The organism is Bacillus pumilus (genome assembly GCF_003431975.1).
Taxonomy (GTDB): domain Bacteria; phylum Bacillota; class Bacilli; order Bacillales; family Bacillaceae; genus Bacillus; species Bacillus pumilus_N.
Genome location: NZ_CP027116.1, coordinates 886516 through 910555, shown reverse-complemented (window position 1 = coordinate 910555; position 24040 = coordinate 886516). Strand labels below are relative to the sequence as shown.

Annotated in this window: 21 protein-coding genes, 17 tRNA genes and 2 rRNA genes; 7 read left to right on the top strand and 33 right to left on the bottom strand. The window is 41.6% G+C overall.

The window, feature by feature from the left end:
• Positions 1-245: 245 nt before the first annotated feature.
• The 3 genes from trmL to queG form a co-directional block, all read right to left on the bottom strand.
• Entirely contained in the window at positions 246-719 is a 474-nt protein-coding gene (trmL, locus tag C5695_RS04455) for a tRNA (uridine(34)/cytosine(34)/5-carboxymethylaminomethyluridine(34)-2'-O)-methyltransferase TrmL (protein WP_117729530.1), read from the bottom strand.
• Positions 720-762: 43 nt separating this feature from the next.
• Positions 763-1665 carry an amidase domain-containing protein gene (locus C5695_RS04450; RefSeq protein WP_117729527.1) on the bottom strand — a complete coding sequence of 301 codons (903 nt, stop codon included), beginning with the start codon at positions 1663-1665 and terminating at the stop codon, positions 763-765.
• 61 nt (positions 1666-1726) lie between these two features.
• A complete protein-coding gene (gene queG, locus C5695_RS04445; RefSeq protein ID WP_117733003.1) occupies positions 1727-2875 on the bottom strand; it encodes a tRNA epoxyqueuosine(34) reductase QueG in 1149 nt (382 codons plus the stop codon).
• 83 nt (positions 2876-2958) lie between these two features.
• Between queG and C5695_RS04440 the strand changes: the two genes are divergently transcribed.
• Positions 2959-3555 (top strand): hypothetical protein, encoded by a 597-nt coding sequence (locus C5695_RS04440; protein ID WP_233230806.1) that lies wholly within the window; start codon positions 2959-2961, stop codon positions 3553-3555.
• 98 nt (positions 3556-3653) lie between these two features.
• Here the strand turns inward: C5695_RS04440 and C5695_RS04435 are convergent.
• From C5695_RS04435 to C5695_RS04405, 7 genes are all read right to left on the bottom strand, one after another.
• A tRNA-Gly gene (locus C5695_RS04435) sits at positions 3654-3727 on the bottom strand.
• 129 nt (positions 3728-3856) lie between these two features.
• Positions 3857-4510, bottom strand: coding sequence for a hypothetical protein (locus C5695_RS04430; RefSeq protein WP_117729523.1), 654 nt, complete (start codon positions 4508-4510; stop codon positions 3857-3859).
• A gap of 79 nt (positions 4511-4589) precedes the next feature.
• A complete protein-coding gene (locus C5695_RS04425; RefSeq protein WP_058014465.1) occupies positions 4590-4871 on the bottom strand; it encodes a hypothetical protein in 282 nt (93 codons plus the stop codon).
• On the bottom strand, positions 4868-5773 hold the full coding sequence (locus tag C5695_RS04420) for a PqqD family protein (protein ID WP_117729520.1): 906 nt from the start codon (positions 5771-5773) through the stop codon (positions 4868-4870). Before C5695_RS04420 ends, C5695_RS04425 begins: the two co-directional genes overlap by 4 nt.
• Positions 5757-7223 (bottom strand): hypothetical protein, encoded by a 1467-nt coding sequence (locus tag C5695_RS04415; protein WP_117729517.1) that lies wholly within the window; start codon positions 7221-7223, stop codon positions 5757-5759. The genes C5695_RS04420 and C5695_RS04415 overlap by 17 nt, the downstream gene beginning before the upstream one ends.
• Positions 7201-7947: an ABC transporter ATP-binding protein gene (locus C5695_RS04410; protein ID WP_117729515.1), complete on the bottom strand. Its 747-nt coding sequence runs from the start codon at positions 7945-7947 to the stop codon at positions 7201-7203. Before C5695_RS04410 ends, C5695_RS04415 begins: the two co-directional genes overlap by 23 nt.
• 115 nt (positions 7948-8062) lie before the next feature.
• Positions 8063-8275, bottom strand: coding sequence for a hypothetical protein (locus C5695_RS04405; protein ID WP_003211695.1), 213 nt, complete (start codon positions 8273-8275; stop codon positions 8063-8065).
• Positions 8276-9226: 951 nt separating this feature from the next.
• Here C5695_RS04405 and C5695_RS04400 point away from each other — a divergent pair.
• Positions 9227-10522, top strand: coding sequence for a homocysteine synthase (locus C5695_RS04400; RefSeq protein WP_117729513.1), 1296 nt, complete (start codon positions 9227-9229; stop codon positions 10520-10522).
• 43 nt (positions 10523-10565) lie between these two features.
• On the opposite strand, the gene lepB is transcribed toward C5695_RS04400, so the two are convergent.
• Complete coding sequence (gene lepB, locus C5695_RS04395; RefSeq protein ID WP_117729511.1) at positions 10566-11132, bottom strand: signal peptidase I; 567 nt, start codon at positions 11130-11132, stop codon at positions 10566-10568.
• Between the two features lie 155 nt (positions 11133-11287).
• On the bottom strand, positions 11288-13228 hold the full coding sequence (locus C5695_RS04390; protein WP_117729509.1) for a lipoteichoic acid synthase: 1941 nt from the start codon (positions 13226-13228) through the stop codon (positions 11288-11290).
• 536 nt (positions 13229-13764) lie between these two features.
• Here C5695_RS04390 and C5695_RS04385 point away from each other — a divergent pair.
• From C5695_RS04385 to C5695_RS04365, 5 genes are all read left to right on the top strand, one after another.
• Positions 13765-14568: a DUF2262 domain-containing protein gene (locus C5695_RS04385; RefSeq protein ID WP_117729506.1), complete on the top strand. Its 804-nt coding sequence runs from the start codon at positions 13765-13767 to the stop codon at positions 14566-14568.
• A gap of 18 nt (positions 14569-14586) precedes the next feature.
• Positions 14587-15276: a DUF1963 domain-containing protein gene (locus C5695_RS04380; protein ID WP_117729504.1), complete on the top strand. Its 690-nt coding sequence runs from the start codon at positions 14587-14589 to the stop codon at positions 15274-15276.
• 65 nt (positions 15277-15341) lie between these two features.
• Positions 15342-15611: a hypothetical protein gene (locus tag C5695_RS04375; RefSeq protein WP_117729501.1), complete on the top strand. Its 270-nt coding sequence runs from the start codon at positions 15342-15344 to the stop codon at positions 15609-15611.
• 128 nt (positions 15612-15739) lie between these two features.
• Complete coding sequence (locus tag C5695_RS04370; RefSeq protein WP_117729499.1) at positions 15740-15931, top strand: hypothetical protein; 192 nt, start codon at positions 15740-15742, stop codon at positions 15929-15931.
• Positions 15932-15987: 56 nt separating this feature from the next.
• A complete protein-coding gene (locus C5695_RS04365; protein WP_117729497.1) occupies positions 15988-16533 on the top strand; it encodes a histidine phosphatase family protein in 546 nt (181 codons plus the stop codon).
• 40 nt (positions 16534-16573) lie between these two features.
• On the opposite strand, the gene C5695_RS04360 is transcribed toward C5695_RS04365, so the two are convergent.
• The 21 genes from C5695_RS04360 to C5695_RS04260 all read right to left on the bottom strand — a co-directional run bounded on the left by C5695_RS04360 (position 16574) and on the right by C5695_RS04260 (position 23891).
• The gene (locus tag C5695_RS04360; RefSeq protein WP_117729495.1) at positions 16574-17278 is read right to left on the bottom strand and encodes a hypothetical protein; all 705 of its coding nucleotides are present in this window, start codon (positions 17276-17278) and stop codon (positions 16574-16576) included.
• A gap of 150 nt (positions 17279-17428) precedes the next feature.
• The gene (locus tag C5695_RS04355; protein WP_117729493.1) at positions 17429-18223 is read right to left on the bottom strand and encodes a phosphotransferase; all 795 of its coding nucleotides are present in this window, start codon (positions 18221-18223) and stop codon (positions 17429-17431) included.
• Positions 18224-18633: 410 nt separating this feature from the next.
• Positions 18634-19059, bottom strand: a complete 426-nt coding sequence (locus C5695_RS04350; protein ID WP_117729490.1) for a hypothetical protein — start codon at positions 19057-19059, stop codon at positions 18634-18636.
• Positions 19060-19257: 198 nt separating this feature from the next.
• Positions 19258-19339, bottom strand: a tRNA-Leu gene (locus C5695_RS04345).
• Between the two features lie 37 nt (positions 19340-19376).
• Positions 19377-19465: transfer RNA gene (locus C5695_RS04340), tRNA-Leu, on the bottom strand.
• A 14-nt stretch (positions 19466-19479) separates the two neighbouring features.
• Positions 19480-19550 (bottom strand) — tRNA-Cys (locus C5695_RS04335).
• 5 nt (positions 19551-19555) lie between these two features.
• A tRNA-Gly gene (locus C5695_RS04330) sits at positions 19556-19630 on the bottom strand.
• 7 nt (positions 19631-19637) lie between these two features.
• Positions 19638-19709: transfer RNA gene (locus C5695_RS04325), tRNA-Gln, on the bottom strand.
• Between the two features lie 9 nt (positions 19710-19718).
• A tRNA-His gene (locus C5695_RS04320) sits at positions 19719-19794 on the bottom strand.
• Positions 19795-19824: 30 nt separating this feature from the next.
• Positions 19825-19898, bottom strand: a tRNA-Trp gene (locus C5695_RS04315).
• Between the two features lie 13 nt (positions 19899-19911).
• A tRNA-Tyr gene (locus C5695_RS04310) sits at positions 19912-19996 on the bottom strand.
• Positions 19997-20011: 15 nt separating this feature from the next.
• A tRNA-Thr gene (locus C5695_RS04305) sits at positions 20012-20084 on the bottom strand.
• A gap of 6 nt (positions 20085-20090) precedes the next feature.
• Positions 20091-20166 (bottom strand) — tRNA-Phe (locus tag C5695_RS04300).
• An 18-nt stretch (positions 20167-20184) separates the two neighbouring features.
• A tRNA-Asp gene (locus C5695_RS04295) sits at positions 20185-20261 on the bottom strand.
• Between the two features lie 4 nt (positions 20262-20265).
• Positions 20266-20342: transfer RNA gene (locus C5695_RS04290), tRNA-Met, on the bottom strand.
• A gap of 15 nt (positions 20343-20357) precedes the next feature.
• Positions 20358-20433: transfer RNA gene (locus tag C5695_RS04285), tRNA-Val, on the bottom strand.
• A 31-nt stretch (positions 20434-20464) separates the two neighbouring features.
• A tRNA-Glu gene (locus C5695_RS04280) sits at positions 20465-20539 on the bottom strand.
• A gap of 17 nt (positions 20540-20556) precedes the next feature.
• Positions 20557-20647, bottom strand: a tRNA-Ser gene (locus tag C5695_RS04275).
• A 4-nt stretch (positions 20648-20651) separates the two neighbouring features.
• Positions 20652-20726: transfer RNA gene (locus tag C5695_RS04270), tRNA-Asn, on the bottom strand.
• 9 nt (positions 20727-20735) lie between these two features.
• Positions 20736-20851, bottom strand: a 5S ribosomal RNA gene (gene rrf / locus C5695_RS04265).
• Between the two features lie 109 nt (positions 20852-20960).
• Positions 20961-23891, bottom strand: a 23S ribosomal RNA gene (locus C5695_RS04260).
• Between the last annotated feature and the right edge of the window lie 149 nt (positions 23892-24040).

The window sequence follows — 24040 nt, the reverse complement described above, 5'->3', positions numbered from 1 at the left end:
AAAACGAGTAGAGAAGTTTGCACGTATATCTTTTCTGTAAATATCATCAGTCACTGCAACCACCGCAAGTAACTTCCAACCATTCACAGTACCAATGTTTGAATTTCTGTCTTCATACACCCGGTATAACCAACATGATTTGTCCCCTAGAATGTCACTCTTGTATGTCTATTCAAAAAGAGTTCTTTTTGTTTCTTATCTCATATAAAAAAGCCGAGATAGGTATCCCGGCTTTCATTATGACCTTATATCAGATTTCGATATTGCTGCTGGCGAAGTGCCTCATACACAAGAATCGCTGCTGTATTCGATAGATTCAGGGAACGAACATGCTCTGTCATCGGTAAACGGAGACAGCGGTCCATATTTCGTTCAATCAAATCTTTTGGCAGTCCACTTGTCTCTCTGCCAAAAACGAAGAAGTAATCTTCATCTACTTGAGAGTAATCAAATGTTGTATGCGGCTTTTGGCCGAATTTTGTGATATAGAAGAATTGTCCCTTCGGATGTGCCTCAAACAATTCATCAAGCGAATCATGATAGACGACATTGGCATATTTCCAATAATCAAGTCCTGCACGCTTCAGCATTTTGTCATCTGTCGAAAAACCGAGCGGACGAATCAGATGAAGAGTTGTATTTGTTGCTGCACATGTACGCGCAATATTTCCAGTATTAGCTGGAATCTCTGGTTGATATAAAACGACATGAAGTCCCAAAAAAGTTCACCTCTAATTTTCTTTTCCGCTCAACATTATACCATTAACTATCCTTCGCGGCATCGTCCAAAATGTGAAAAAACATATAACGGATAGCAGGTGTATAGGCAGTCGAATCCTCATATGACCAATATCGCATGCGGCAGTCATATGTCTGAGCATTCACAAGAGGCATTCCGCCTTTATCATGGTCGACGACAATGGTTGTATGATTATACCTGCCATCCCCCTCAAAATCGTAGCAAATGACATCACCGATTTGGAGCTCCTGTGCTTCTTTCAGTTTCTTTGCTCTTAAACCTGCTTTCGAATTCGCTAAATAATTTTTCATCGAATGAGCCACCGTCCAGCTATAGCTCCACGTATGCGGACGCACCCACCAGCCAGACCCACGGTTCGGATACCCTCTCGTTGGCGCATTCCCTGCTTTCAAGCATTGTGAGATAAAATTTGTGCAGTTATCTTCAAAATTTTTATAAGCTGGATTTCGTTTATTCCAATACGTCTCCGCATATTGCACAGCTGCTCGCCGGTCATAGTGAAAGGCTCTCCCGAACTGTTCCTCAGTTTGAAGGCGCTCATCCACCAGCTCTTCTATTTGCCGCTTTTCTAGCATCACCCGATCTTTCACAAGCATGTCGTTATAAAGGAACGCTTCTCTTTTTTCTACTTGTTCCTCTAAATAAAAAGAATCGTCAACGTCCTTGCATACGTAAGTGACATGAGCAAGGTACTGCACATGCTGAGCCCCATCATCCTGAATCGATGAATTAAGGAGCTTTGTTTTAGCTTTCGCCTTAACAATCTCCACCTGTCTTCTAGCAAAAAGCTCTTTTTTCCGTTCGACTGCTTCCACATCAGACAAGAGCTGCGGCTGTTTTATGACGTTCCCATTTAATAAATACTCAAGCCTGTCTTCTAATGTTTGCTCTAATAATTGTTTCACACAGACACCACCAAACTTTTTTTAAAATCTCTGTTTGGTTTATTCTATGTTCACAGGGATGTTATTTAGTATTTAAAGGTGTCTGTAAGAAATCAATCCCTTTGACAATTTCTTGTTTCGCTTCCTCATCACTTTCACGCTCAAGGGCTTTTTCAAGCTCTGGGAGCTGCTGTTCGTCGCCCATTTTCCCAATCGCCCAAGCAGCCGTGCCTCGAATAACAGGACGTGGATCTTTGTGCATTAACTCAATTAACACAGGTAAAGCAGATGTATCTTTAAAGTGAGCGAGTGCCAAAATCGCATTTCGCTGAATCGGCTTTTTTCCCCGCCATGAACCTGAAACGTGACCGTATTTTTCCTTAAATTCACGATTGCTGATTGTAAGAAGCGGCTTTAAGAGTGGCTTCGCAATTTCAGGATCCGGCTCCATTTCAGGGTGCAAATGAAAATCCTTTCCTTTATTGATCGGACAGACGATTTGGCACGTATCACACCCATATAAGCGATTGCCTATTTTCGAACGAAATTCGTCAGGCAAAAACCCTTTAGTCTGCGTTAAAAAGGAAATACATCGCTGGGAATTCAGTTGTCCAGGATTCACAAGTGCACCAGTTGGACACGAATCTACACATTTATTACACGTCCCGCACTGGTCTTCAATTTTCTCATCCGGTTCAAAGGGGACATTTGTGATCATTTCTGCTAAATACACATAAGATCCAAACTCTGGTGTGATAATCATACAGTTCTTTGCACTAAAACCTATGCCAGCGCGTTCCGCTACCGCGCGATCAGACAGTTCCCCTGTGTCCACCATTGATTTTGTCCGTATATCGACATGTTTGCTTCGCAAAAATTCTTCGAGCATATCGAGCTTTTTTTTCAGCACAACATGATAGTCCGTTCCCCAAGATGCCCGGCAAAAGATTCCTCTTCTTTCATCCTTTGTACTTCGAGGAGCATCTTTCATTTTGGAAGGATACGCGAGCGCTATCGCAACAATTGATTTAGCCTTCGGAAGCAGCAAAGAAGGGTTTGTTCGCTTTTCAATATCAGGCTCTTCAAAACCTGACAAATACCCTAACGATTCATGTAAGATGAGGCGGTCCTTTAATGAATCAAATGTATCAGCACTTGCAAATCGAATTTTATCGACACCAATTTCTTTCGCATATTGAATCAATTCTTCTTTTAATTCTCCAACATGAATCACCTTGCAGACCTCCTTTCTTTGTTTCTTCTGTTGTTTTCAGTATAATACGAGTGTATCATGACCGATTGGAGTGAGTCACTGTGAAGATACATATGGAAATTTCTCATCCACAAAACCCGTCTATCCATGTTGGACAGATTGAATATTCGCATATTGAGGTTGGTACCTCTCCTCAAATGTTAAAAGGCCGACTACGCCTGTTTCAAGAATCTTTATTCTTTGAATACGAAGATAAAGTATTAAAGGAAGTACCAGCGATCAAAGAATGGACGGACCTTTTAACAGACGTTCCTTTCCTTCCGATTCTTGCTGATATCCAAAAGGAACAATTTATTGACTCGACCAATTCCGTACAGGATTTGTCGATCTTTTTCTCTTTAAAATATTTCTTGCCCATTCTGACATTTGATGCTGACCGTATAAAAGAGCCGCTTTCACTTGAAAAAGATGAGGCTGGTCATATTGAATGGCAGGACGATGCGGGATTGAAGGGATTATTTTCTCAAGCAAGTAGCGCACAAATCTCTCAAGACACAAAAAACATTTTGCAAATCATCCTGTTTCCACCATCTATTTCCCGGGAAAAGAGTGAAGCATTAATCCAATCCTTGACCAAGATGTTTGTACAAATACATGGCGGAGAAAGCCAATATGAACTCATTGAAAAAGCACTGTAGCCTGACAGTGCTTTTTCACATTATACTGACATAATAAAAAACGCAACACTTCGTTTATCTATGAAACGAAATACTGCGTTATAAACAAAATTATGTATTGGAGCGGGTGATGAGAATCGAACTCACGACATCAGCTTGGAAGGCTGAGGTTTTACCACTAAACTACACCCGCATCAATTTTTTAAAGCAACGTCATCGCATTGACTTTTATTATGTTACAACTTTCTAAACAATTCGTCAAGAGAATATGAAGATTTTTCGTCAAAAAACTTCATATTCTCTGTTTATATTACGATAGTTATTAATCTAGTTGGATATAAAATAAATAAGCATGAGATTTATTCTTCAGCGCTTGCTTAGGGTTTTTCTCAATCTTTTCAAGCATTGGAGCATTTCCATCTTTCCCCATATCCGCTGTATACGCAATCAGCGCCTTGCCTCCAGAAGAGACTCTAACTGTATCAGACTGTACAGAGAATACATAATCACTTACTTTGAAAGGGAAGCTTGATGTCGCTTTTGTCATCCCATTATTCTTTTTATCTGACCAAATACTAAATTGTGATTCATAAGTACCTTGCTCATGATGTAATTGCAGAAGCACATTCATCGTTTGGTCGGTTCCATCCTGATGTAAAGTAAAAGTTGCAGATGATGCTTCCTGATTGACTAACCGGCCATTTTTGTAATGACTCCCGATAAACGTAATACTCTTATCCTTCTTCGTTAATCCCTTTAGTGTCAGAGCCACCATTTCGTTAGTGGTCGATGCTTCGAGTAAGTTTTTTTCTTTTTTTGTCAGCTTCATTTGTTCGATGGTTACTTGGTTCTTGGCTGCCGATTCTGTTTTTATTGTCGAAACCGTCTTCTCGGTTGTTGTGGTTTCTTCGGCCTTCTCACCGCATCCTGCTAATAGAAAAACAGCGAATAAAAGAATGCTCCATTTTTTTAACATTGTGATCCCCTTTGATGTTTTTTATTATCTATTATACTAAAATTTGGTTGACCATACAAAAAAGATTAGGAGAATTCTCCTAACCTTTCGCTTTTTTCTGCTTCATTGCTGATAAGAAAGCCACAATCAGAAAACTCGCAGCAAAAATTACTATCATATAGATGAAAAAATTTGGCTTGATCTGAAAAGTAAATGCGGATGAACCTTCCATCTCAAAAGCGAGACTATTAAATAATAAGGCATCATTCGTTTTTGATTGAAATAAATGATAGAACAATACACCAATTGTCAGCATTGGAAAGCCTAAAAACCCTAGAAAACCACCAACAATAGCGCCTTGTTTCATCGCCTGTACGTTCATGATCGTTGTCCCCCCATTCCTCCAAGCAATAGCTGCTTCATAATGGATTTACCATCCCCCATAAACGGAAGAAGATAGAGTAATTGAATAAAATACGTGATTGAAAAAATAAAGAAGCCTGTCGAGATTGGATTTTCTTTCAGACATAATACGGTCACAATGATGCCGGCTGCCCCGATCACACCAGGGAGAAGCGGCCCAATCAGCGTAATCCATACATGCTTCTTCTGAAACGGATCTAATACCGGTCTTACAAATTTCACAGACATCATATCACTCGCAAAAAAGCCTTGTGGACCATCTCGTCCAGCAAATTTTCGATGCGCATAGCCGTGTGCAGCCTCATGCAAGGCGGTCCCAGTAATCAACCCAACATATATAATCGTAAAATAAATCGCAATGGCTGCAATTGACGGGTCAGGAATGAATAAAAAAGCGATCCCTGCCATGACCATGAAAAGCATCCAGAAAAAGATGATTTTACGCGTCACCATGAGCAAAGCCGTCCCCAAAATATGAAGGAACGAGTGACCAGTGCAATCAAATCGTTCCTTCATTTTCACTTGATACTGTTTAAAAAATTGACAACAGGCTGTCACAATCCGATATGGTGATTGATAATGAATAGCCAGCAAGTGATGCTGATTCAGCCCCATCATCAGTTGATAAAAGTCACGAGAAATCACAGACTCATCGACCTGAAACAAATCGGCGAGCTCTGCTGTAATACTCGCTTCTGTCCTCTTGCCATCCACTTTCGTTAACATCTGATAGGCACTTTCGTTGATCGGGAGTGTGCTTCCATACTGCGTATCCGTGAGATGCCTCTTTTGTAAGGTCACATATGGTGCTAGTGCCGGTACCCGCTCAATCTTTAGCTTATTGTTAAGAAGTTGAATCATGTGAATACCTCCATGAAAAACCTTTGTATATGGCAAAGATGAGCAGACCTTCAAAAGCAGCGACAAGCAGCCACTGAAGCGTTTGACTCGACTCCCCAATGACATAGTTTCCAATAAAAACAATTGGAATCATGAGTAAAATAAGTGCTCCAAATGAAAAAATGCCTGTGTATGGATTGTTCCGATCAAGAGGAAGTAAAATACCTACTACATAAAAGAGCGCAGTGGCATTGCATAAGACAGCGGCTCCAATCAATACATGCCAAATTTGATCAGGAAGCGTCAGAGTTGTCAGCATGAATAATGCAATTTGCAGGACACCAACAAGCAAAAGACCGACAAACTTATAGAGAGCCACTTCCCACGATCTTAGCCCAAATGTTTTATACATCCCTAGCATGCGTTTATCATTGCCGAATGAGTTGAAGGCTGTTAATCCAGCAAGAGCACATAGAACAAAAAATGCTTCCTCCTCAAACCGGAATCCAAACTGATAACGGACGAATAGGATCACAATGAGAAGGATGAGAAAGTTTAAAATGTTTTCTTCATTTCGCACCTGTGATTTGATTTCCTTTACAATAAGTGACCATTTTTTTGAAGAAGAGAACGGCAGCTTGTTGAGAAAGGTTAACGCTTTTTTCTCCGCCATAATCGGCATCATCGCAAGAGAAAGAAATGCGCCGCCCGTTGATAAAAGGATGAACAGAATCAAAATGGCATAGTTTACCCCTTCTGGAGACATCCCTTGTGCCGCTAGAAAAAATGGTGCTGTAAAATACATCAAATGATAATCAAACTGAAGATATGATTGCTGAATTTGGCTAATATCAAAATGCGTCAATCCATACGCCACAACCAGTACCAATAAAACAAAGATCGCTGCAAATTTTTGCAACGGTAATCTTAATTTTAGAACGAGCAAATAGGTCATGTTATAAATGAGCTGCAGCAGCATTAAGACAAAAAGTGATTGCAAAATCACCATTAAAAAGAAAGTAAAGATAAAGAAAATACCTATTCCCTGGGCAATAAAGTTAGGTAAAAGTAGGATACCGATAAAAAATAAAACAAGCCCTGCTACCACTGTCACCATCGGAATAAAGTATCCAAGACTTTTCTGAAAGGTAGAAAGCGGAAACCAGCTGAGCTGCATAGAAAATCGGTCTTGTTCAGGCGTTCTGACCTTGATCAAAACAAATAACAAACTTGTAAAAATGGATGCATTGATCGCCATTGACACAACGAGTAATCCAAGTGAACGTTCATCTCCATTTAAGAAAGCCTTCATAAAGACACCCGTAAAACTGTATCCAATGATGGCTCCCATTGTGACGGCAAATAAAAAGAATAAGATCACAATGATCCGCTTTGTCTGAGTATCAAAGAGCTTATACATCTCCTGCTGCCACATTTTAAGCATCATTTTAGAAATGATTAATGATTTCATCAAAATGTGCACCCCTATCACTTAACATTGAAGCTTTCAGAAACACCTGTTCCAGTGTGCTTGATAGATACTTTTCCTTTAAGTCAGAGACCGTCCCTTCATCCATTTTATTTCCTTTAGAAATAATGGCGATTTTGTGGCACAGCTCTTCCGCTGAAAGCATATCATGCGTTGAAAGCAAGATCGCACCATGGTGCTCAGCATAACGCTTCATCAGTTTCTTTGTGTTTATAACCGCTTCAATATCAAGTCCTCTAAAGGGCTCATCCATGATCACCAAGTGACTATCAAGCATAAAGGCAGCAATCAGCTGTGTCTTTTTTTTCATCCCATGTGAATAGGTTTCGATCGGTCTTGATAAAGCCGAGTCCATATCAAACAGTTCAATTAGTTGATTTCTTCTATGAATTGTTTTACATTCATACATAGAAGAAACAAAATCTAAATATTCCGCACCAGTCAATGCTTCAGGGAGCAGCAGATCATCTGGAACATAGGCTACTTGTTTTTTAAAGGATGGTTCGTCATTTGTGACGTCCTGCAAAAGAATCGTTCCTTCTGTATGCTTAATGATGCCGAGTATACAGTTAATCATCGTTGTTTTACCGGAACCATTCGGTCCAGCAACAGCAACGATTTGATGAGGGTCGATCTGTAAATGAAAATCTTTGACAGCAGTCACATTATTTTTATACGTCTTGGTTAATTTCTCGATCGTAAACATATAACCTCCAAGTGTCTGCATATTCTTTAAAAACAGATCAGGCTAAACCGCCCGCCACAGACGGTTTAGCCCTGGTGTCATTTCATAGAAGTAAAAAGATGAATCCTAAGTATAGCTACTTACATTCAATTTGGACTTTTAAGCCACTTTCCCACTGAACGGCTCCTGTAAAGCTACCCTTGCCGTTTGCTAAACACCAAACTGCTGCTCCTAGAACGACTGTTGCTCCCAATCCAAGAAGTACAGCAACAAATACTAAGAACCAAGCTTGGTCCATAATAGCAGGTTCCATAGTGGAATAGTCAACTTGCGGCGCTGCATAAGTCATACTTTTCACCTCCCAGCTTATGATGATCGTATCATAGGCGTCACACTCCAAACATCAACAGAAGATCCCATTTTAGACCGAACATACTTTCGGATAAAATGTGACTTTTTATTCAATTATTCACTTTTAAGTGTATTTACCCTCTCTTATTTACTATATTTTGTCACTCAATAAGAACTACAACACCCATTTAATGTCAATCAAATCCTCTGTTTTCTTCTTTTTTTTAAATAGTTCATATTTATCATCTTTTTGCTATCTTCTTTCTTTTTTGTGAGATAGAAAGAATTTCCCCGAAATATCAGATATAAAAGCCCTAATTATATGTCGTTGTCACACCTTTTATGAAATATTTACTGATAATTTCGACAAAAGAGTGAGTATATTTTCCTTCTTCTCTTGTCACTTAAAATATGTATATACAAGAAAGCCCATTGGGAAAAAAGCCCTTCCCTTCTGAAGTAGCAACCAACCTATGACGATCTCCTTCTGATATAGAAGTAACTTAGAGCATTTCCTTCCCCCATCATTTCACTAGTTGGTGTTGTATTCTTTGTATTTGAAATGAGTTGAATCGCTTATAGAATTTTACGAAAGGATGAAGAACATATTCTTTTCAAGCAACACTAGAATGTTTTGCTCCATTCTAAAGATCCGTTCCTCCTTGTTTAATGAAATAATCTCTCTTTTTATTAGAAGATATACACTTTTCCTCATTGAAATGAAAAAGCTCCTTTACCCATGCTTGTGTGATAGAGCTTTCACAGCCATTCTTTTTCTATTTTCAGTATGCTGAAGTTGATACACATTATGACGACCTGTGAACTTTATTGATTATTTTTTCAGATTTATCTAAAAAATGATTGACCAGGCTTGAAACAAGATTTATAGTCTTATTAAATATTTCTTATCAAAGTAGTTGGTTTTATCTAACAAAAGGAGGATACACACATGTCAGAAGAACGTCCATTCCGTTTAGAAACAAAAGCCATTCACGCAGGTCAGGAGCTAGATTCAGCCACCTATTCAAGAGCTGTACCTATTTACCAAACAAGTTCTTTCGGTTTTAGAGATAGTGAGCATGCAGCCAATTTATTCGGACTGCAGGAGCCCGGAAATATATATTCTCGTATTATGAACCCTACAAATGACGTTTTTGAAAAACGGATTGCTGAGCTTGAAGGTGGGATTGGAGCACTTGCAGTCTCATCTGGACAAGCAGCGACAACCTACTCTATTTTAAACATTGCAGGAGCTGGTGACGAAATTGTATCCTCTAGCAGCCTTTATGGAGGCACTTATAATTTATTTGCCCATACACTCAAAAAGCTCGGCATCACAGTGAAATTTGTTGATTCATCCAATCTAGAGGAAGTCGAAGCAGCGATTACAAACAAAACGAAGGCAGTATATGCAGAGAGCATTGGGAATCCTAAAGGCGACATTCTACATATTGAAGCCGTCTCAGCCATTGCACATAAATACCACATTCCGCTAATTGTGGACAATACGCTCGCAAGCCCCTATTTATTAAGGCCGATCGAGTTTGGTGCAGACATTGTCGTGCATTCCGCTACGAAATTTATTGGTGGTCATGGCACATCAATTGGTGGTGTCATTGTCGATAGCGGACGGTTTCCATGGGCAGACAGTGATAAGTTTAAAGGGCTGACTGAACCAGATCCAAGCTATCACGGCCTGACATATACAGAAGCGATTGGAGAAGCGGCTTATATCACAAAAGCACGTGTGCAGCTCTTACGGGATTTAGGAGCAGCCCTATCACCTTTCAACTCATTTTTACTTTTGCAAGGCCTAGAAACTTTGCATCTGCGTCTCGAGCGACATAGTGAAAATGCGTTAAAAACAGCGCAATTCTTACAAGACCACCCTCTTGTGGATTGGGTTAGCTATCCTGGCCTTGAAAGCCATGAATCTTATGAGCTTGCTCAAACTTATTTACCAAAAGGACAAGGCGCCATTCTCACTTTCGGTATTAAAGGTGGACGAGAAGCAGGTAAAAAGCTTATTGATTCCGTTAAACTTTTCTCACATCTCGCAAATGTGGGCGATTCTAAATCATTGATCATTCATCCTGCCAGCACAACACACCAGCAATTAAGTGAAGCCGAACAAAAAGCGACAGGCGTCACACCAGAGCTTATTCGTTTATCTGTTGGAACAGAAGCGATTGAAGATATCCTTGCAGATCTTGAACAGGCGATCACCAAAAGCCAAGCTGAATGAAATAGAAAAAAGCACACTTCTGTGTGCTTTTTTCTGATTTTCATTAATCATTGAGTAGTCGAACATCTTGGAAAGGATAAAACACAAATGAGGTCGTTCCTTGAATATCACTCTTTGTAAAAAGACCTAAGCCATTGCGGCTGTCCATTGAGTTTTGACGATTGTCACCCATGACAAAATACTTTCCTTTTGGAACGGTAAGAGGACCAAAATCAGGTGTCAGCAAGGTGCCATCTGCGGCTGCTTTCTTTTTGTTTGACGCTAAGTAAGGCTCCGCCACTTTTTGACCATTGACATACAGCTGGTCATTTTTCATTTCAATTTTATCACCAGGTAAACCAATCAATCGTTTGACATAATGAGTGCTGCGGTCTTCCCCATCAAGAACAATGATTTGTCCCCGTTTGTAATCGCCGAAGTAATCAACCGTTTTATTCACAAACACCCGCTCTGTGTCTTGTAGTGTTGGTTTCATAGAAGTCCCTTTTACAATGTACGGCGCGAATAAAAAGTTCCGAATGATAAAAACAGCAATGAATGCGATTAAGATGGCTTTGATCCAGCCCCATACTTCTGATTTCTTTTTTTGTGTTTTTGTATTTGTTGTCATAAGCTCCTCCTGAAATCCCCTAGGACGAAATGGGTTCCGCCAGCGGCACGCCGGCATCACGCTTGTATCCCCCTAAATATAAACATATTTTGCCAACAAATCAAGCAGTGAGAGAGAAAAAGGCAAGCACCCTTCTGTGCTTGCCCAAAACTCAGTTACTTAGCAGAAGAATCCGCTTCTTTTTCTTTTGATTTACCATAGAAATAATCAGATGGATTTACCGGTTTAAAATCAGACAGCTTATGGAATCGAAGTAGATCCCGGTAAAGCACTTTATCTGAAAGGCTTAACTGATTATCGACACGGGCTTTAATCGCCTCTGTCTTTTTATTTTGTTTCACAACTTTACCAGTTTTTGTGTCGTAGACAGTGTTATCTACAAGTGTATATTTTGGTGTCACATAGTTTCCGTTACGGAAGGCAACAGTTTCATCATGCTTCTTAGAGAATAAATCTGTTCCGAAATTCACGTACTCATTTGAATCAATGCCTTGTAAGTGAAGAAGTGTTGGCATAACGTCTACTTCACCACCATACGTATGGTTCACGCCGCCCTGTTTGCCAGGAATACGAATCATAAGCGGTACACGCTGGTTTTGTGCATTTTGATATGGTGTAATTTCTTTCCCTTGAATTTCACTCATTGCACGGTTATGGTTTTCAGAAATACCGTTGTGATCACCATATAATAAAATGACAGAGTCTTTATACATACCTGATTTTTTCAGGTCTTTAAAGAATTGCTCTAATGACTCGTCTAGATATCTTGCTGTTTGGAAGTAGTTATCTACGGTTTTATCACCAGTTGTTGCCTTAGCGATCGTCGCATCTTTTTCATCTAAATTAAATGGATAGTGATTGGTCAGTGTCATTAAATGTGCGTAAAATGGCTTTTTCATTGATTCTAGCATTGGGATTGATTCTTTGAAGAATGGTTTATCCTTCAGACCCATATTCACAAGATTCTCTTCATCCATGTTGTAATATGAAGCATCGAAGAATTGATCATACCCCATGTGCTTATAAATCGTGTCACGGTTCCAGAAAGATTTATAGTCCCCGTGAAGCACTGCGCTCGTATAGCCTAATTTTTGATCTAGGATAGCAGGGAGTGATTGGTAGGTATTTTCACCTTTTGTCACAAACGCTGCTCCCTCTGGCAAGCCGAACATACTATTATCCATCATGAGCTCAGCATCAGCTGTCTTTCCTTGACCTGTCTGATGGAAGAAGTTATCGAAATACGTAAAATCCTCTTTACCATGAGCCAGTTTGTTTAAAAACGGTGTCACTTCTTCTCCGTTTAGTTTGTAGTCAATTAAGAAAGACTGGAAGCTTTCTAAATGGATTTTAATGATGTTTTTCCCTTTTGCTTTACCGAAATACTCTGGGTTTGGCTTAGCATAGTGAGAAGCCGTATAGTTCACAACATCTGTTAAATCTTCACTGCTCGCATTTGCTACCTGTGTTGCGTTTTGTGCTGATTGTACCCCGTCATAAATCGTATAATTATAAACACCTAAGTATTTCACAACATACTTATGATCAAACGTTCTTGTTAATAATTCAGGGCGGTCCTTTTCAGCTAAATGAAGGTTAACAAAGAAAAGTCCTACACCTGCAGCCACAATTAGCAGTGCAAATGTCTTTTTCATTTGGAACTTCTTCACTTCTGGTCTCCAAATGACAATCGCAATCAAGATGATGATATCAAGGAAATACAAAAGATCATGCGGTTTAATACTAGATAACACACCGCCAGTCATACCTCCTCCAAGATTTCCTGCCTGCTTCATTGTGGAGAAAGTCAAAAAGTCATCAAAGAAACGGTAGTAAGCTACATTCGCATATAAAAGTGCGGTCATAATAAAGTCAATGACAATTAAAACAATGGCAGATTTACGACCCTTCAAAAAGAGAGCCAGTCCTAAAAACACAATGGCTGAACTAAATGGATTTAATAAGAGAAGACCCTCTTGAAAAGAACCTTTCACTCCTAAATTAAAGTCCATTTTGTAAGCCATGTACGATTTTGCCCAAAATAAAAGGACAGCCAATACAAAAAAGCTATATTTGTTCGCAAATATTTTTTTCATAAAACCTCTTCTTTCTTTATTATCGTTCTGATATAAATGAAATCATAAAAAATTTACATTGATTTTGCAAATGTAAATCTTCTTCACCACGCCTTCCGATGCTCTGTTTCCGCCGGATATATGTGCTCCTTTAATATAACGTATAAGAAGCATCATAAGTTTCAAAAAAAATACGAGTCAATAAAAGGAAATATATCCATTTACACTTCATTTACGCACACTTCACAATTCAATGGATGAAGAAGGGTTTGTAAATCACTCAGTACTACTTTACTTTTTTCATCTATTCGTGTCAAAGTAATTATAAAGAAAAGGAAGAATCACCTAGGCTTTTCGACTCAATAACCTAAAATTATACAAATTCCGATCCTTTGCCCATTTATTTTTTAATGTGACTCTACCTCCAGCAATCCATGGATTTTATCTCCTTCTGTCAATCTAAAAACAGTTTTAAGCAAAAAAAGCTTGATTTCTCCTCCTGATGTGCGGTGTGATAAAGGTAGAAATATTCAAAAAATCAGGCTGGAGGACATCACATGAAAAATAACAAACAAATAAATGCATTTGAAGAAAGATTCCGAGAAGAAATAGATCACATCATAGCTATCACAGGGCCTTCAGGAGTAGGCGCTGGAAAAGCCGGAAAGGAATCTCTTTGGACCGCTTCTATTCCACTGATTGCCTGGAAAGAAAAAGACCTCATCACAACCGAAAACATAAGACTTTGCTGGTTAACAGATGAAGAGGGCTTACGAGAAAAGCAGGCACAATTACATAAAGAATCCGTCGTAACACTTCAGGTTCGAAAAGGTGAAGGTGAGTTCATGCTTGTATCACTTATTGATACAGATACACAGGATCAAGAGCTCCAAGAGATACTAGAAGAAGCTCAAAAACCTGTCTTTTACCATGATGACATGCTGGGCACCTTTGAATTAGTGAAAGGACTAGACTTATTTGAAACAACGATCCACTGGACCAATCAAGAGTGCCTGCTCTACTTCAACCTCGAAGAAGATGAAAAAGTAAACGACTCTCTTCAAACCGCTAAACAACTCATGAAAGAGCAGACTACATGGGATGCTTCTATTAAATCATTTGCAGCAAATCAGCTGATTGAACTAGCTAAAGACTGGCAGGAGCAAGATGACTCTGCTGAAAAACAAGAAGAGCTCACACTGGATCAATTTATGAGCCGCCTCTCACTTGAAAGCCTCCATGCTTACCCAGGTGGAGAGTTTGAAGTGTACTGTCATGACGGTGATTTATTTTGGGGACATGTCATTATTGTCACAGGAAATATAAATGGTACATTTCAAGATGCACACATTGCAGGCTAAAGGCTGGAGGGACAGTCGATGAAGATCAAGGCTTTTCAAGAATTAAATTTAATTAGGAAAACGCCAGTCATCGCCAAAATTGGCGGCTTCCGTCCTGATCCAGCTGCACACAGCTGGTTTGGTGGTCATTTTTTCATCCATCCCGATCAAGGGTGGCCAGTAGATCAAGATGGTGTCATGATTCCAATCTTACAAATTTATTTACCTGAAGTGCCAGGCGGAATAAACGGATTCAATGAATGGAAGATGATTCAAATCTTTCTCAATCAGAAAGCACTTCCGATTGATATCACCAAAAACGGCGAAGGCTGGAAGCTCATTGAATATGCAACTATGGAAGGATTAGAAGTAGTTGAGACTCCTGAAGAAGTTCGGAGGCTCAAACCCTTTCAAATTCAATGGAATGAAAGTGAGCACGAAGACTACCCCTGCTGGGAAGAAGCGTGGTCATATGTCGATTTATCAGAAGTAAATGAAAGTGAAGAAGCAACGGAACACTTCTTTCGTCACTATACACATGATTCATTCACAAAAATCGGTGGGTATGGCGCATATATCCAATCTCCACCCCATCATCAACCAGGCGAATTCATGCTGCAAATCGCCTCAGAAGAAAAACCTCGGTTCATGATTGGTGATAACGGCAAGATGTATTTTTATTACGACAAAGAATTAAAAGAATGGTTTATGCACTGTGATTGTTTTTAAAGTTGTATTGAATGAAACCTTGCCGCCTTCTAAGCGTAGGAAATAATATGGAAGGAGGAGCCAACATGGGATTCATTTTCGATATCTTTTCGCTTGCTGTGTATATCCCTTTTCTACAGGTAGATGAAGAGGATATCTCTAGAAACGCAACCCATCTCAAAAAACATAGCTGGTTTCACGCGTTCTTAAACGATCCAGCTTACAGACAACTCATCATTTATCATCCAGATGTCCGCCAAGTCATTGGCAGATGTAACACAGATAAACTCCATCAGAAGCGTTACAACTTAAAATGCGAGCGTAAAGTGCTGAGAGCATTACGTCGTGCCATGTAAATGGATCAAAAGAGCCGCACTTTCCTGTGGCTCTTTTGATCGTTCTCTAAGAAAACATTTGACGCATGGACAACTCTCCCCGTATATTATGTATAAATCCATCTTTTTCATAGAAAAGGGGGCTTTACATGCGCGTGTTTAAGTACTGGAGAAAAAAACAGCAAAAGCAGCAGGTCACCACTGAAAAGCAAGAAGACATCATCCCAATTAACTTCTCCGCACTTCCCTTTGGTTCAGACACCATAGATGATTTTTTGTTCAACTTAGACCTCACCTCGAAGCTCACAGATCCCTATAAAGAAACAAATCAGAACAAATGAACCTATCCTCATCCAATCCTGGATGATTTTTTTATACTCGATGAAAGGTGTGGCCCATGAAAACATATTATATCGTTAGACACTGCCAAGCAAATGGACAATCCGAGGATGCGTCTTTAACGCCTCAAGGCATCGCACAATCGCAAGAACTAGCACAGCTTTTTTCCGGCATTCAGCTCAATCACATTATCTCAAGTCCTTATACACGAGCGATCCAAACCACTGAGCCTCTTGCTCATGCAAAACAACTCGAGGTACAAATTGATAAGCGTCTCTCTGAACGTGTGTTAAGCAGCAAACCAATGGACGATTGGTTTGAGAAACTAAAGCTCAGTTTTTCGGACTTACATATGACCTGTGAAGGAGGAGAATCGAGCCAAGAAGCGATGGATCGTATTGTAGAGGCACTCTATGAACAAATAAAATTAGGAAAAGATCATACTCTATTCGTCACACACGGCAATATTATGAGCCTTCTTCTAAAACATGCCGATCCGATGATTGGATTCAAGGAGTGGCAGCAACTAAGCAATCCAGATGTTTATATCCTAAAATATTTTCATCCAGATCAGATAGAAATAGAGCGAATATGGCATCAATAAAAAGGCAGCGTTGATTTCTGCCTTTTTATTATACAAACAGCTATTGGTGATAATAAAATGCCTCTACCCACTCATATGGCTTCTTACGCTCCGCACACCATTTCATAAAGCCTCTTGTCTCCGTCTGCTGAAATTCCTTCCAGTCCGTTAAAAGCTGGTGATAGTAGACTGCTTGTTTTTCGACATTTATACGAATCCTTTTATTTTCGATTAGCATCATGACATCTTCAATGCTTTGAATTCGCTCTTGATCTTTCTCATAGGTGCTTAAATAAAGATCTTCATGTATATGATGAAACGAATACCACAGAGCCGATAAATAGGTTTCGCAAATTTGAACAATCACACGCTGCTCCTTGCTGCCCCCAATCTCTAATGCCTTCAATAAATAGGGCAGCCCTTCTCCCTGATGCACAAACAAGCCCTGCCAGCGATACGGTCTCACATCCATTGGATCAACACTCTCCCACTCTTGCAGAACAGGATGAATCACCCCAATTATTAATGGATACACAAGCAAATGATGACAATCCTCAAACCGTTCAATCTTTTCAAACAGCCAAGCAACAAATGAACGCCGTGCTGCAAATTCATTTCCCTTCATCTCTTCAACAAAAGTCTGAAGAACCTTTAACGCATCTTTACGGAGACCCTGTTCTTTCTTCACACAATACTGTTTAAAAAGCGGATAAACTCTAGATCCCTCGTCTTCAATGATAGTCTGTAATATCGTCTTCGTTTGCAAGATAACAACTCCGCCTTTTTAATATTCATTCTATTTCTCATTTATATTCTAATCATAACCCTGATTCCTTAACGGTGATTCATCCAATCACTATTTGCCTTTTCATTTAAAGACAGGAAGCTAAACGATTGGCGTAAACCCCTGCACATCTCAAATCCATTCTTTTCTATGTTCATGAATGAATTGTATGTCTTTTTGATAATGTTCAAGGTGCCCCTCATGAATCATTTTTTGAAAAGCTCTATCCCCTTCACTCGCTTTTCGTTTCATGTACTGACATAACCCTTTTAAACGCAGCAGCACCATATCCACATAATCTTCTGCTATGTCCTCACCATAGGCTTCAAAAAACAGTTTGACTCTATACTTGATATAACCTGCATGTTCTAATGAATGATAATTCACGACCTCCCCTGTTTCAGTGCGAAAAAGTCTACTGAGAGGCACACATGTATAAAGGGTATAAGCGATATCCCAAAGTCTTGGACCAGGAGCAGCTACATCAAAATCAATGATACCCATTGGCTTTTTATCTTTGAAAATGATGTTGTACATCGCAAAATCATTATGGCACACAACCTCTATGTTATTAGGCGTATTGTCCATTCGTTCCCAATCGTCTGAAATGGGAAAATCACAAACAGCATCATGATACATTCTAAGCATTCTCGCTATTTCTTTCAAAGCATCGTGAGAGCACATGTACTCTTTTAAGGGATCATGACCGGCTATGCCTTCAATGAAGGACAATATCTCTCTACCTTTTTCATCAACCCCTAAAAACTTTGGAGCATAGGAGAAATTCTTTTTTTCTAAATGCTTTAGCAGCTTTCGTATATTGATATTGTCTGACTTTACTTCTCGACGAACCGTATCTCCAGAACGATATACATTCGAGACATTTCCACCTGTCAATAACTCCTCATGATCATTTTGTTTTTTCATAAATTCTCCCCTCAAACTGGGTCACAATGATGATGTAAGCTAAAGATGTGTATGTACCCACAAATATTCATTTAGTTACACAATGGTAGTACACTGGTTTATGTGAATGTGCTATCCCATTTTGTTTCCTTACATGGTTAAATGTATCTTATCAAATGTTACAAATCATCTAAAGATTATTCTGCTAAAAGAAGTACATGCTCATTATTTTCTAATAGGTTTCTATTTTTTATCTAAATAACTCATTTAAACTACAAAAAACGTTTCACCACAAGGGTGAAACGTTAGGTTGACGGTAATAACCGATCATGAAACTTTTAATAGATACCGGTGGCCGGGGTCGAACCGGCACTCCGTGATAAATTATTCCAAAAAGGCAAAGTATACCCTCTCCGTTAATGAAATAAGAATTAAAGTTCTTCCTGATATATTACTGATTTTATCGGCTTTAAACTCAAAGGAATTTTAAACTCATGAATACCTTCAATATGATTAAAAAAATGATCTATATCGTCATAATCCATTGACCATTCTTCTATCACCTTTAACTTTTTTAACTGGATTGTTGGTTTAAATAAAAATTCACAGTGTAGTTGTTCCATATGAGAATAATCATCTTCTTCATAAACTGTAAACTGACGTACAAAGTCAAAATGAAATAGTTCCTCTCCTGTAAAATCATAGACACCACACTGAAATAAAATTTCTTTATCTTCTTCGCCCTCTACGGTCTCCTTTGAAAAAGCTTTAAATGTTTCCCAAACCTTTTTTATATCATCGGTATCTTCACCAATGCTATTTTTAAGATAACTTTCAGCATTTTTAACCGTAATCATTACAACACCTCTTATGTACAATTTATCCAATCCTCTTCAATTATCCTGTCCCTTATTTTAATAATAAGGTAACCATCAATAAAGTAAAAGTTAATCTCCTTTTGATGTACTTGTGTCGGGTGAAAATCAGTTAAAAAACAAATAAAAAACGCCCTCCTACAATTTGTAGAAAGACGTTTTAAACGTTCTAAAACTAGATACCGGTGGCCGGGGTCGAACCGGCACTCCGTGAGGAACACGATTTTGAGTCGTGCGCGTCTGCCAATTCCGCCACACCGGCATGATCTTTAAAGAGCGCAACTTATTATAAAAAACAATGGTGCCGAGGGCCGGACTTGAACCGGCACGGTAGTCACCTACCGCAGGATTTTAAGTCCTGTGTGTCTGCCAATTCCACCACCCCGGCAGTCTTTTCAAAAAAGGCGACACCCGGATTTGAACCGGGGATAAAGGTTTTGCAGACCTCTGCCTTACCACTTGGCTATGCCGCCATTATTGGAGCGGAAGACGGGATTCGAACCCGCGACCCCCACCTTGGCAAGGTGGTGTTCTACCACTGAACTACTTCCGCATATCAACTGGGCTAGCTGGATTCGAACCAACGCATGACGGAGTCAAAGTCCGTTGCCTTACCGCTTGGCTATAGCCCAATAATAAAATGGGGCGATTGATGGGAATCGAACCCACGAGTGCCAGAGCCACAATCTGGTGCGTTAACCACTTCGCCACAACCGCCATAGATGTTATGAATCATATTAAGAAAATTGGCAGGGGCAGTAGGAATCGAACCCACACCGGAGGTTTTGGAGACCTCTGTTCTACCTTTAAACTATGCCCCTATGAAAATAAAAATGGTGGAGGGGGACGGATTCGAACCGCCGAACCCGGAGGGAGCGGATTTACAGTCCGCCGCGTTTAGCCACTTCGCTACCCCTCCACATTTGAAAAACAGTGCCGGCAAGAGGACTTGAACCCCCAACCTACTGATTACAAGTCAGTTGCTCTACCAATTGAGCTACACCGGCAAATAGTGGTGGCTCGGGACGGAATCGAACCGCCGACACACGGATTTTCAGTCCGTTGCTCTACCAACTGAGCTACCGAGCCAAGTATTTATTTTAAAAATGGCGGTCCGGACGGGACTCGAACCCGCGACCTCCTGCGTGACAGGCAGGCATTCTAACCAACTGAACTACCGGACCATTTTGGTTGCGGGGGCAGGATTTGAACCTGCGACCTTCGGGTTATGAGCCCGACGAGCTACCGAACTGCTCCACCCCGCGACGATATAAAAGATATGGTGGAGGATGACGGGCTCGAACCGCCGACCCTCTGCTTGTAAGGCAGATGCTCTCCCAGCTGAGCTAATCCTCCGAATAAAAACACTGGTATATATTCTATAAAATGGTGACCCGTACGGGATTCGAACCCGTGTTACCGCCGTGAAAGGGCGGTGTCTTAACCGCTTGACCAACGGGCCCTTTAATATGTAAATTGTGGCGGAGAGCAAGGGATTCGAACCCTTGAGACGGGGTTACCGCCTACACGATTTCCAATCGTGCTCCTTCGGCCACTCGGACAGCTCTCCAAATTGGCTCCGCAGGTAGGATTCGAACCTACGACCGATCGGTTAACAGCCGATAGCTCTACCACTGAGCTACTGCGGAATGAAGAAAGCCTGGCGATGTCCTACTCTCACAGGGGGAGACCCCCAACTACCATCGGCGCTGAAGAGCTTAACTTCCGTGTTCGGCATGGGAACGGGTGTGACCTCTTCGCCATCATCACCAGACAATTTAGTGACAAAAGATATTATACTATGTATTGAAAATAAATCAAGAGATATTTTAAAAATGTTCTCTCAAAACTAGATAACAATGTTCATGCTTCACATTAGAATAAAGGTTAAGTCCTCGATCTATTAGTATCTGTCAGCTCCACGTGTCACCACGCTTCCACCTCAGACCTATCAACCTGATCATCTTTCAGGGATCTTACTTCCTTGCGGAATGGGAAATCTCATCTTGAGGGGGGCTTCATGCTTAGATGCTTTCAGCACTTATCCCGTCCGCACATAGCTACCCAGCGATGCCCTTGGCAGAACAACTGGTACACCAGCGGTGCGTCCATCCCGGTCCTCTCGTACTAAGGACAGCTCCTCTCAAATTTCCTGCGCCCGCGACGGATAGGGACCGAACTGTCTCACGACGTTCTGAACCCAGCTCGCGTACCGCTTTAATGGGCGAACAGCCCAACCCTTGGGACCGACTACAGCCCCAGGATGCGATGAGCCGACATCGAGGTGCCAAACCTCCCCGTCGATGTGGACTCTTGGGGGAGATAAGCCTGTTATCCCCGGGGTAGCTTTTATCCGTTGAGCGATGGCCCTTCCATGCGGAACCACCGGATCACTAAGCCCGACTTTCGTCCCTGCTCGACTTGTAGGTCTCGCAGTCAAGCTCCCTTGTGCCTTTACACTCTGCGAATGATTTCCAACCATTCTGAGGGAACCTTTGGGCGCCTCCGTTACATTTTAGGAGGCGACCGCCCCAGTCAAACTGCCCACCTGACACTGTCTCCCTGCCCGATAAGGGCAGCGGGTTAGAAGGTCAATACAGCCAGGGTAGTATCCCACCGATGCCTCCACCGAAGCTAGCGCTCCGGTTTCCAAGGCTCCTACCTATCCTGTACAAGCTGTACCAACATTCAATATCAGGCTGCAGTAAAGCTCCACGGGGTCTTTCCGTCCTGTCGCGGGTAACCTGCATCTTCACAGGTACTATAATTTCACCGAGTCTCTCGTTGAGACAGTGCCCAGATCGTTGCGCCTTTCGTGCGGGTCGGAACTTACCCGACAAGGAATTTCGCTACCTTAGGACCGTTATAGTTACGGCCGCCGTTTACTGGGGCTTCAATTCGCACCTTCGCTTACGCTAAGCGCTCCTCTTAACCTTCCAGCACCGGGCAGGCGTCAGCCCCTATACTTCGCCTTACGGCTTCGCAGAGACCTGTGTTTTTGCTAAACAGTCGCCTGGGCCTATTCACTGCGGCTTCTCGGGGCTTTAACACCCTAAGAAGCACCCCTTCTCCCGAAGTTACGGGGTCATTTTGCCGAGTTCCTTAACGAGAGTTCTCTCGATCACCTTAGGATTCTCTCCTCGCCTACCTGTGTCGGTTTGCGGTACGGGCACCTCTCACCTCGCTAGAGGCTTTTCTTGGCAGTGTGGAATCAGGAACTTCGCTACTAAATTTCGCTCGCCATCACAGCTCAGCCTTTACGGGAAACGGATTTGCCTATTTCCCAGCCTAACTGCTTGGACGCGGATATCCAATACCGCGCTTACCCTATCCTCCTGCGTCCCCCCATTGCTCAAATGGTGAGGAGGTGGTACAGGAATATCAACCTGTTGTCCATCGCCTACGCCTTTCGGCCTCGGCTTAGGTCCCGACTAACCCTGAGCGGACGAGCCTTCCTCAGGAAACCTTAGGCATTCGGTGGACGGGATTCTCACCCGTCTTTCGCTACTCATACCGGCATTCTCACTTCTAAGCGCTCCACCAGTCCTTCCGGTCTGACTTCACTGCACTTAGAACGCTCTCCTACCACTGTTCGTTAGAACAGTCCGCAGCTTCGGTGATACGTTTAGCCCCGGTACATTTTCGGCGCAGAGTCACTCGACCAGTGAGCTATTACGCACTCTTTAAATGGTGGCTGCTTCTAAGCCAACATCCTGGTTGTCTAAGCAACTCCACATCCTTTTCCACTTAACGTATACTTTGGGACCTTAGCTGGCGGTCTGGGCTGTTTCCCTTTCGACTACGGATCTTATCACTCGCAGTCTGACTCCCAAGGATAAGTCATCGGCATTCGGAGTTTGACTGAATTCGGTAACCCGGTAGGGGCCCCTAGTCCAATCAGTGCTCTACCTCCGAGACTCTTACCTTGAGGCTAGCCCTAAAGCTATTTCGGAGAGAACCAGCTATCTCCAGGTTCGATTGGCATTTCACCCCTACCCACACCTCATCCCCGCACTTTTCAACGTGCGTGGGTTCGGGCCTCCATTCAGTGTTACCTGAACTTCACCCTGGACATGGGTAGATCACCTGGTTTCGGGTCTACGACCACGTACTCATGCGCCCTATTCAGACTCGCTTTCGCTGCGGCTCCGCATCTTCTGCTTAACCTTGCACGGGATCGTAACTCGCCGGTTCATTCTACAAAAGGCACGCCATCACCCGTTAACGGGCTCTGACTACTTGTAGGCACACGGTTTCAGGATCTATTTCACTCCCCTTCCGGGGTGCTTTTCACCTTTCCCTCACGGTACTGGTTCACTATCGGTCACTAGGGAGTATTTAGCCTTGGGAGATGGTCCTCCCGGATTCCGACGGAATTTCACGTGTTCCGCCGTACTCAGGATCCACTCTGGAGAGAACAACATTTCAGTTACAGGGCTGTTACCTTCTTTGGCGGGCCTTTCCAGACCTCTTCGCTTATATCGTTCCTTTGTAACTCCGTATAGAGTGTCCTACAACCCCAAGAGGCAAGCCTCTTGGTTTGGGCTGTTCCCGTTTCGCTCGCCGCTACTCAGGGAATCGCATTTGCTTTCTCTTCCTCCGGGTACTTAGATGTTTCAGTTCCCCGGGTATGCCTTCTCATACTCTATGTATTCAAGTATGGATACTACTCCATTACGAGCAGTGGGTTTCCCCATTCGGAAATCTCCGGATCAAAGCTTGCTTACAGCTCCCCGAAGCATATCGGTGTTCGTCCCGTCCTTCATCGGCTCCTAGTGCCAAGGCATCCACCGTGCGCCCTTTCTAACTTAACCATTTCTTACTTTAGAAAGAATCACTATGTGTGATGAACTTTGCATTGCATTCAATGTGAATGTATTACTTATTGTTATCTAGTTTTCAAAGAACAATCCTGTCTCGCTAGAGACATGTCTTGAAGGAATGATCCTTCAAAACTAAACAA

What these genes read in the sequence shown, in the direction of transcription:
- C5695_RS04355 (WP_117729493.1), bottom strand. Translation starts at nt 18,223, where the DNA reads ATGAAAAAACAAAATGATCATGAGGAGTTATTGACAGGTGGAAATGTC.
- C5695_RS04430 (WP_117729523.1), bottom strand. Translation starts at nt 4,510, where the DNA reads ATGTTAAAAAAATGGAGCATTCTTTTATTCGCTGTTTTTCTATTAGCA.
- C5695_RS04370 (WP_117729499.1), top strand. Translation starts at nt 15,740, where the DNA reads ATGCGCGTGTTTAAGTACTGGAGAAAAAAACAGCAAAAGCAGCAGGTC.
- C5695_RS04375 (WP_117729501.1), top strand. Translation starts at nt 15,342, where the DNA reads ATGGGATTCATTTTCGATATCTTTTCGCTTGCTGTGTATATCCCTTTT.
- C5695_RS04390 (WP_117729509.1), bottom strand. Translation starts at nt 13,228, where the DNA reads ATGAAAAAAATATTTGCGAACAAATATAGCTTTTTTGTATTGGCTGTC.
- C5695_RS04420 (WP_117729520.1), bottom strand. Translation starts at nt 5,773, where the DNA reads ATGATTCAACTTCTTAACAATAAGCTAAAGATTGAGCGGGTACCGGCA.
- lepB (WP_117729511.1), bottom strand. Translation starts at nt 11,132, where the DNA reads ATGACAACAAATACAAAAACACAAAAAAAGAAATCAGAAGTATGGGGC.
- C5695_RS04380 (WP_117729504.1), top strand. Translation starts at nt 14,587, where the DNA reads ATGAAGATCAAGGCTTTTCAAGAATTAAATTTAATTAGGAAAACGCCA.
- C5695_RS04425 (WP_058014465.1), bottom strand. Translation starts at nt 4,871, where the DNA reads ATGAACGTACAGGCGATGAAACAAGGCGCTATTGTTGGTGGTTTTCTA.
- C5695_RS04410 (WP_117729515.1), bottom strand. Translation starts at nt 7,947, where the DNA reads ATGTTTACGATCGAGAAATTAACCAAGACGTATAAAAATAATGTGACT.
- C5695_RS04385 (WP_117729506.1), top strand. Translation starts at nt 13,765, where the DNA reads ATGAAAAATAACAAACAAATAAATGCATTTGAAGAAAGATTCCGAGAA.
- C5695_RS04400 (WP_117729513.1), top strand. Translation starts at nt 9,227, where the DNA reads ATGTCAGAAGAACGTCCATTCCGTTTAGAAACAAAAGCCATTCACGCA.
- C5695_RS04415 (WP_117729517.1), bottom strand. Translation starts at nt 7,223, where the DNA reads ATGAAATCATTAATCATTTCTAAAATGATGCTTAAAATGTGGCAGCAG.
- C5695_RS04405 (WP_003211695.1), bottom strand. Translation starts at nt 8,275, where the DNA reads ATGACTTATGCAGCGCCGCAAGTTGACTATTCCACTATGGAACCTGCT.
- C5695_RS04365 (WP_117729497.1), top strand. Translation starts at nt 15,988, where the DNA reads ATGAAAACATATTATATCGTTAGACACTGCCAAGCAAATGGACAATCC.
- C5695_RS04350 (WP_117729490.1), bottom strand. Translation starts at nt 19,059, where the DNA reads ATGATTACGGTTAAAAATGCTGAAAGTTATCTTAAAAATAGCATTGGT.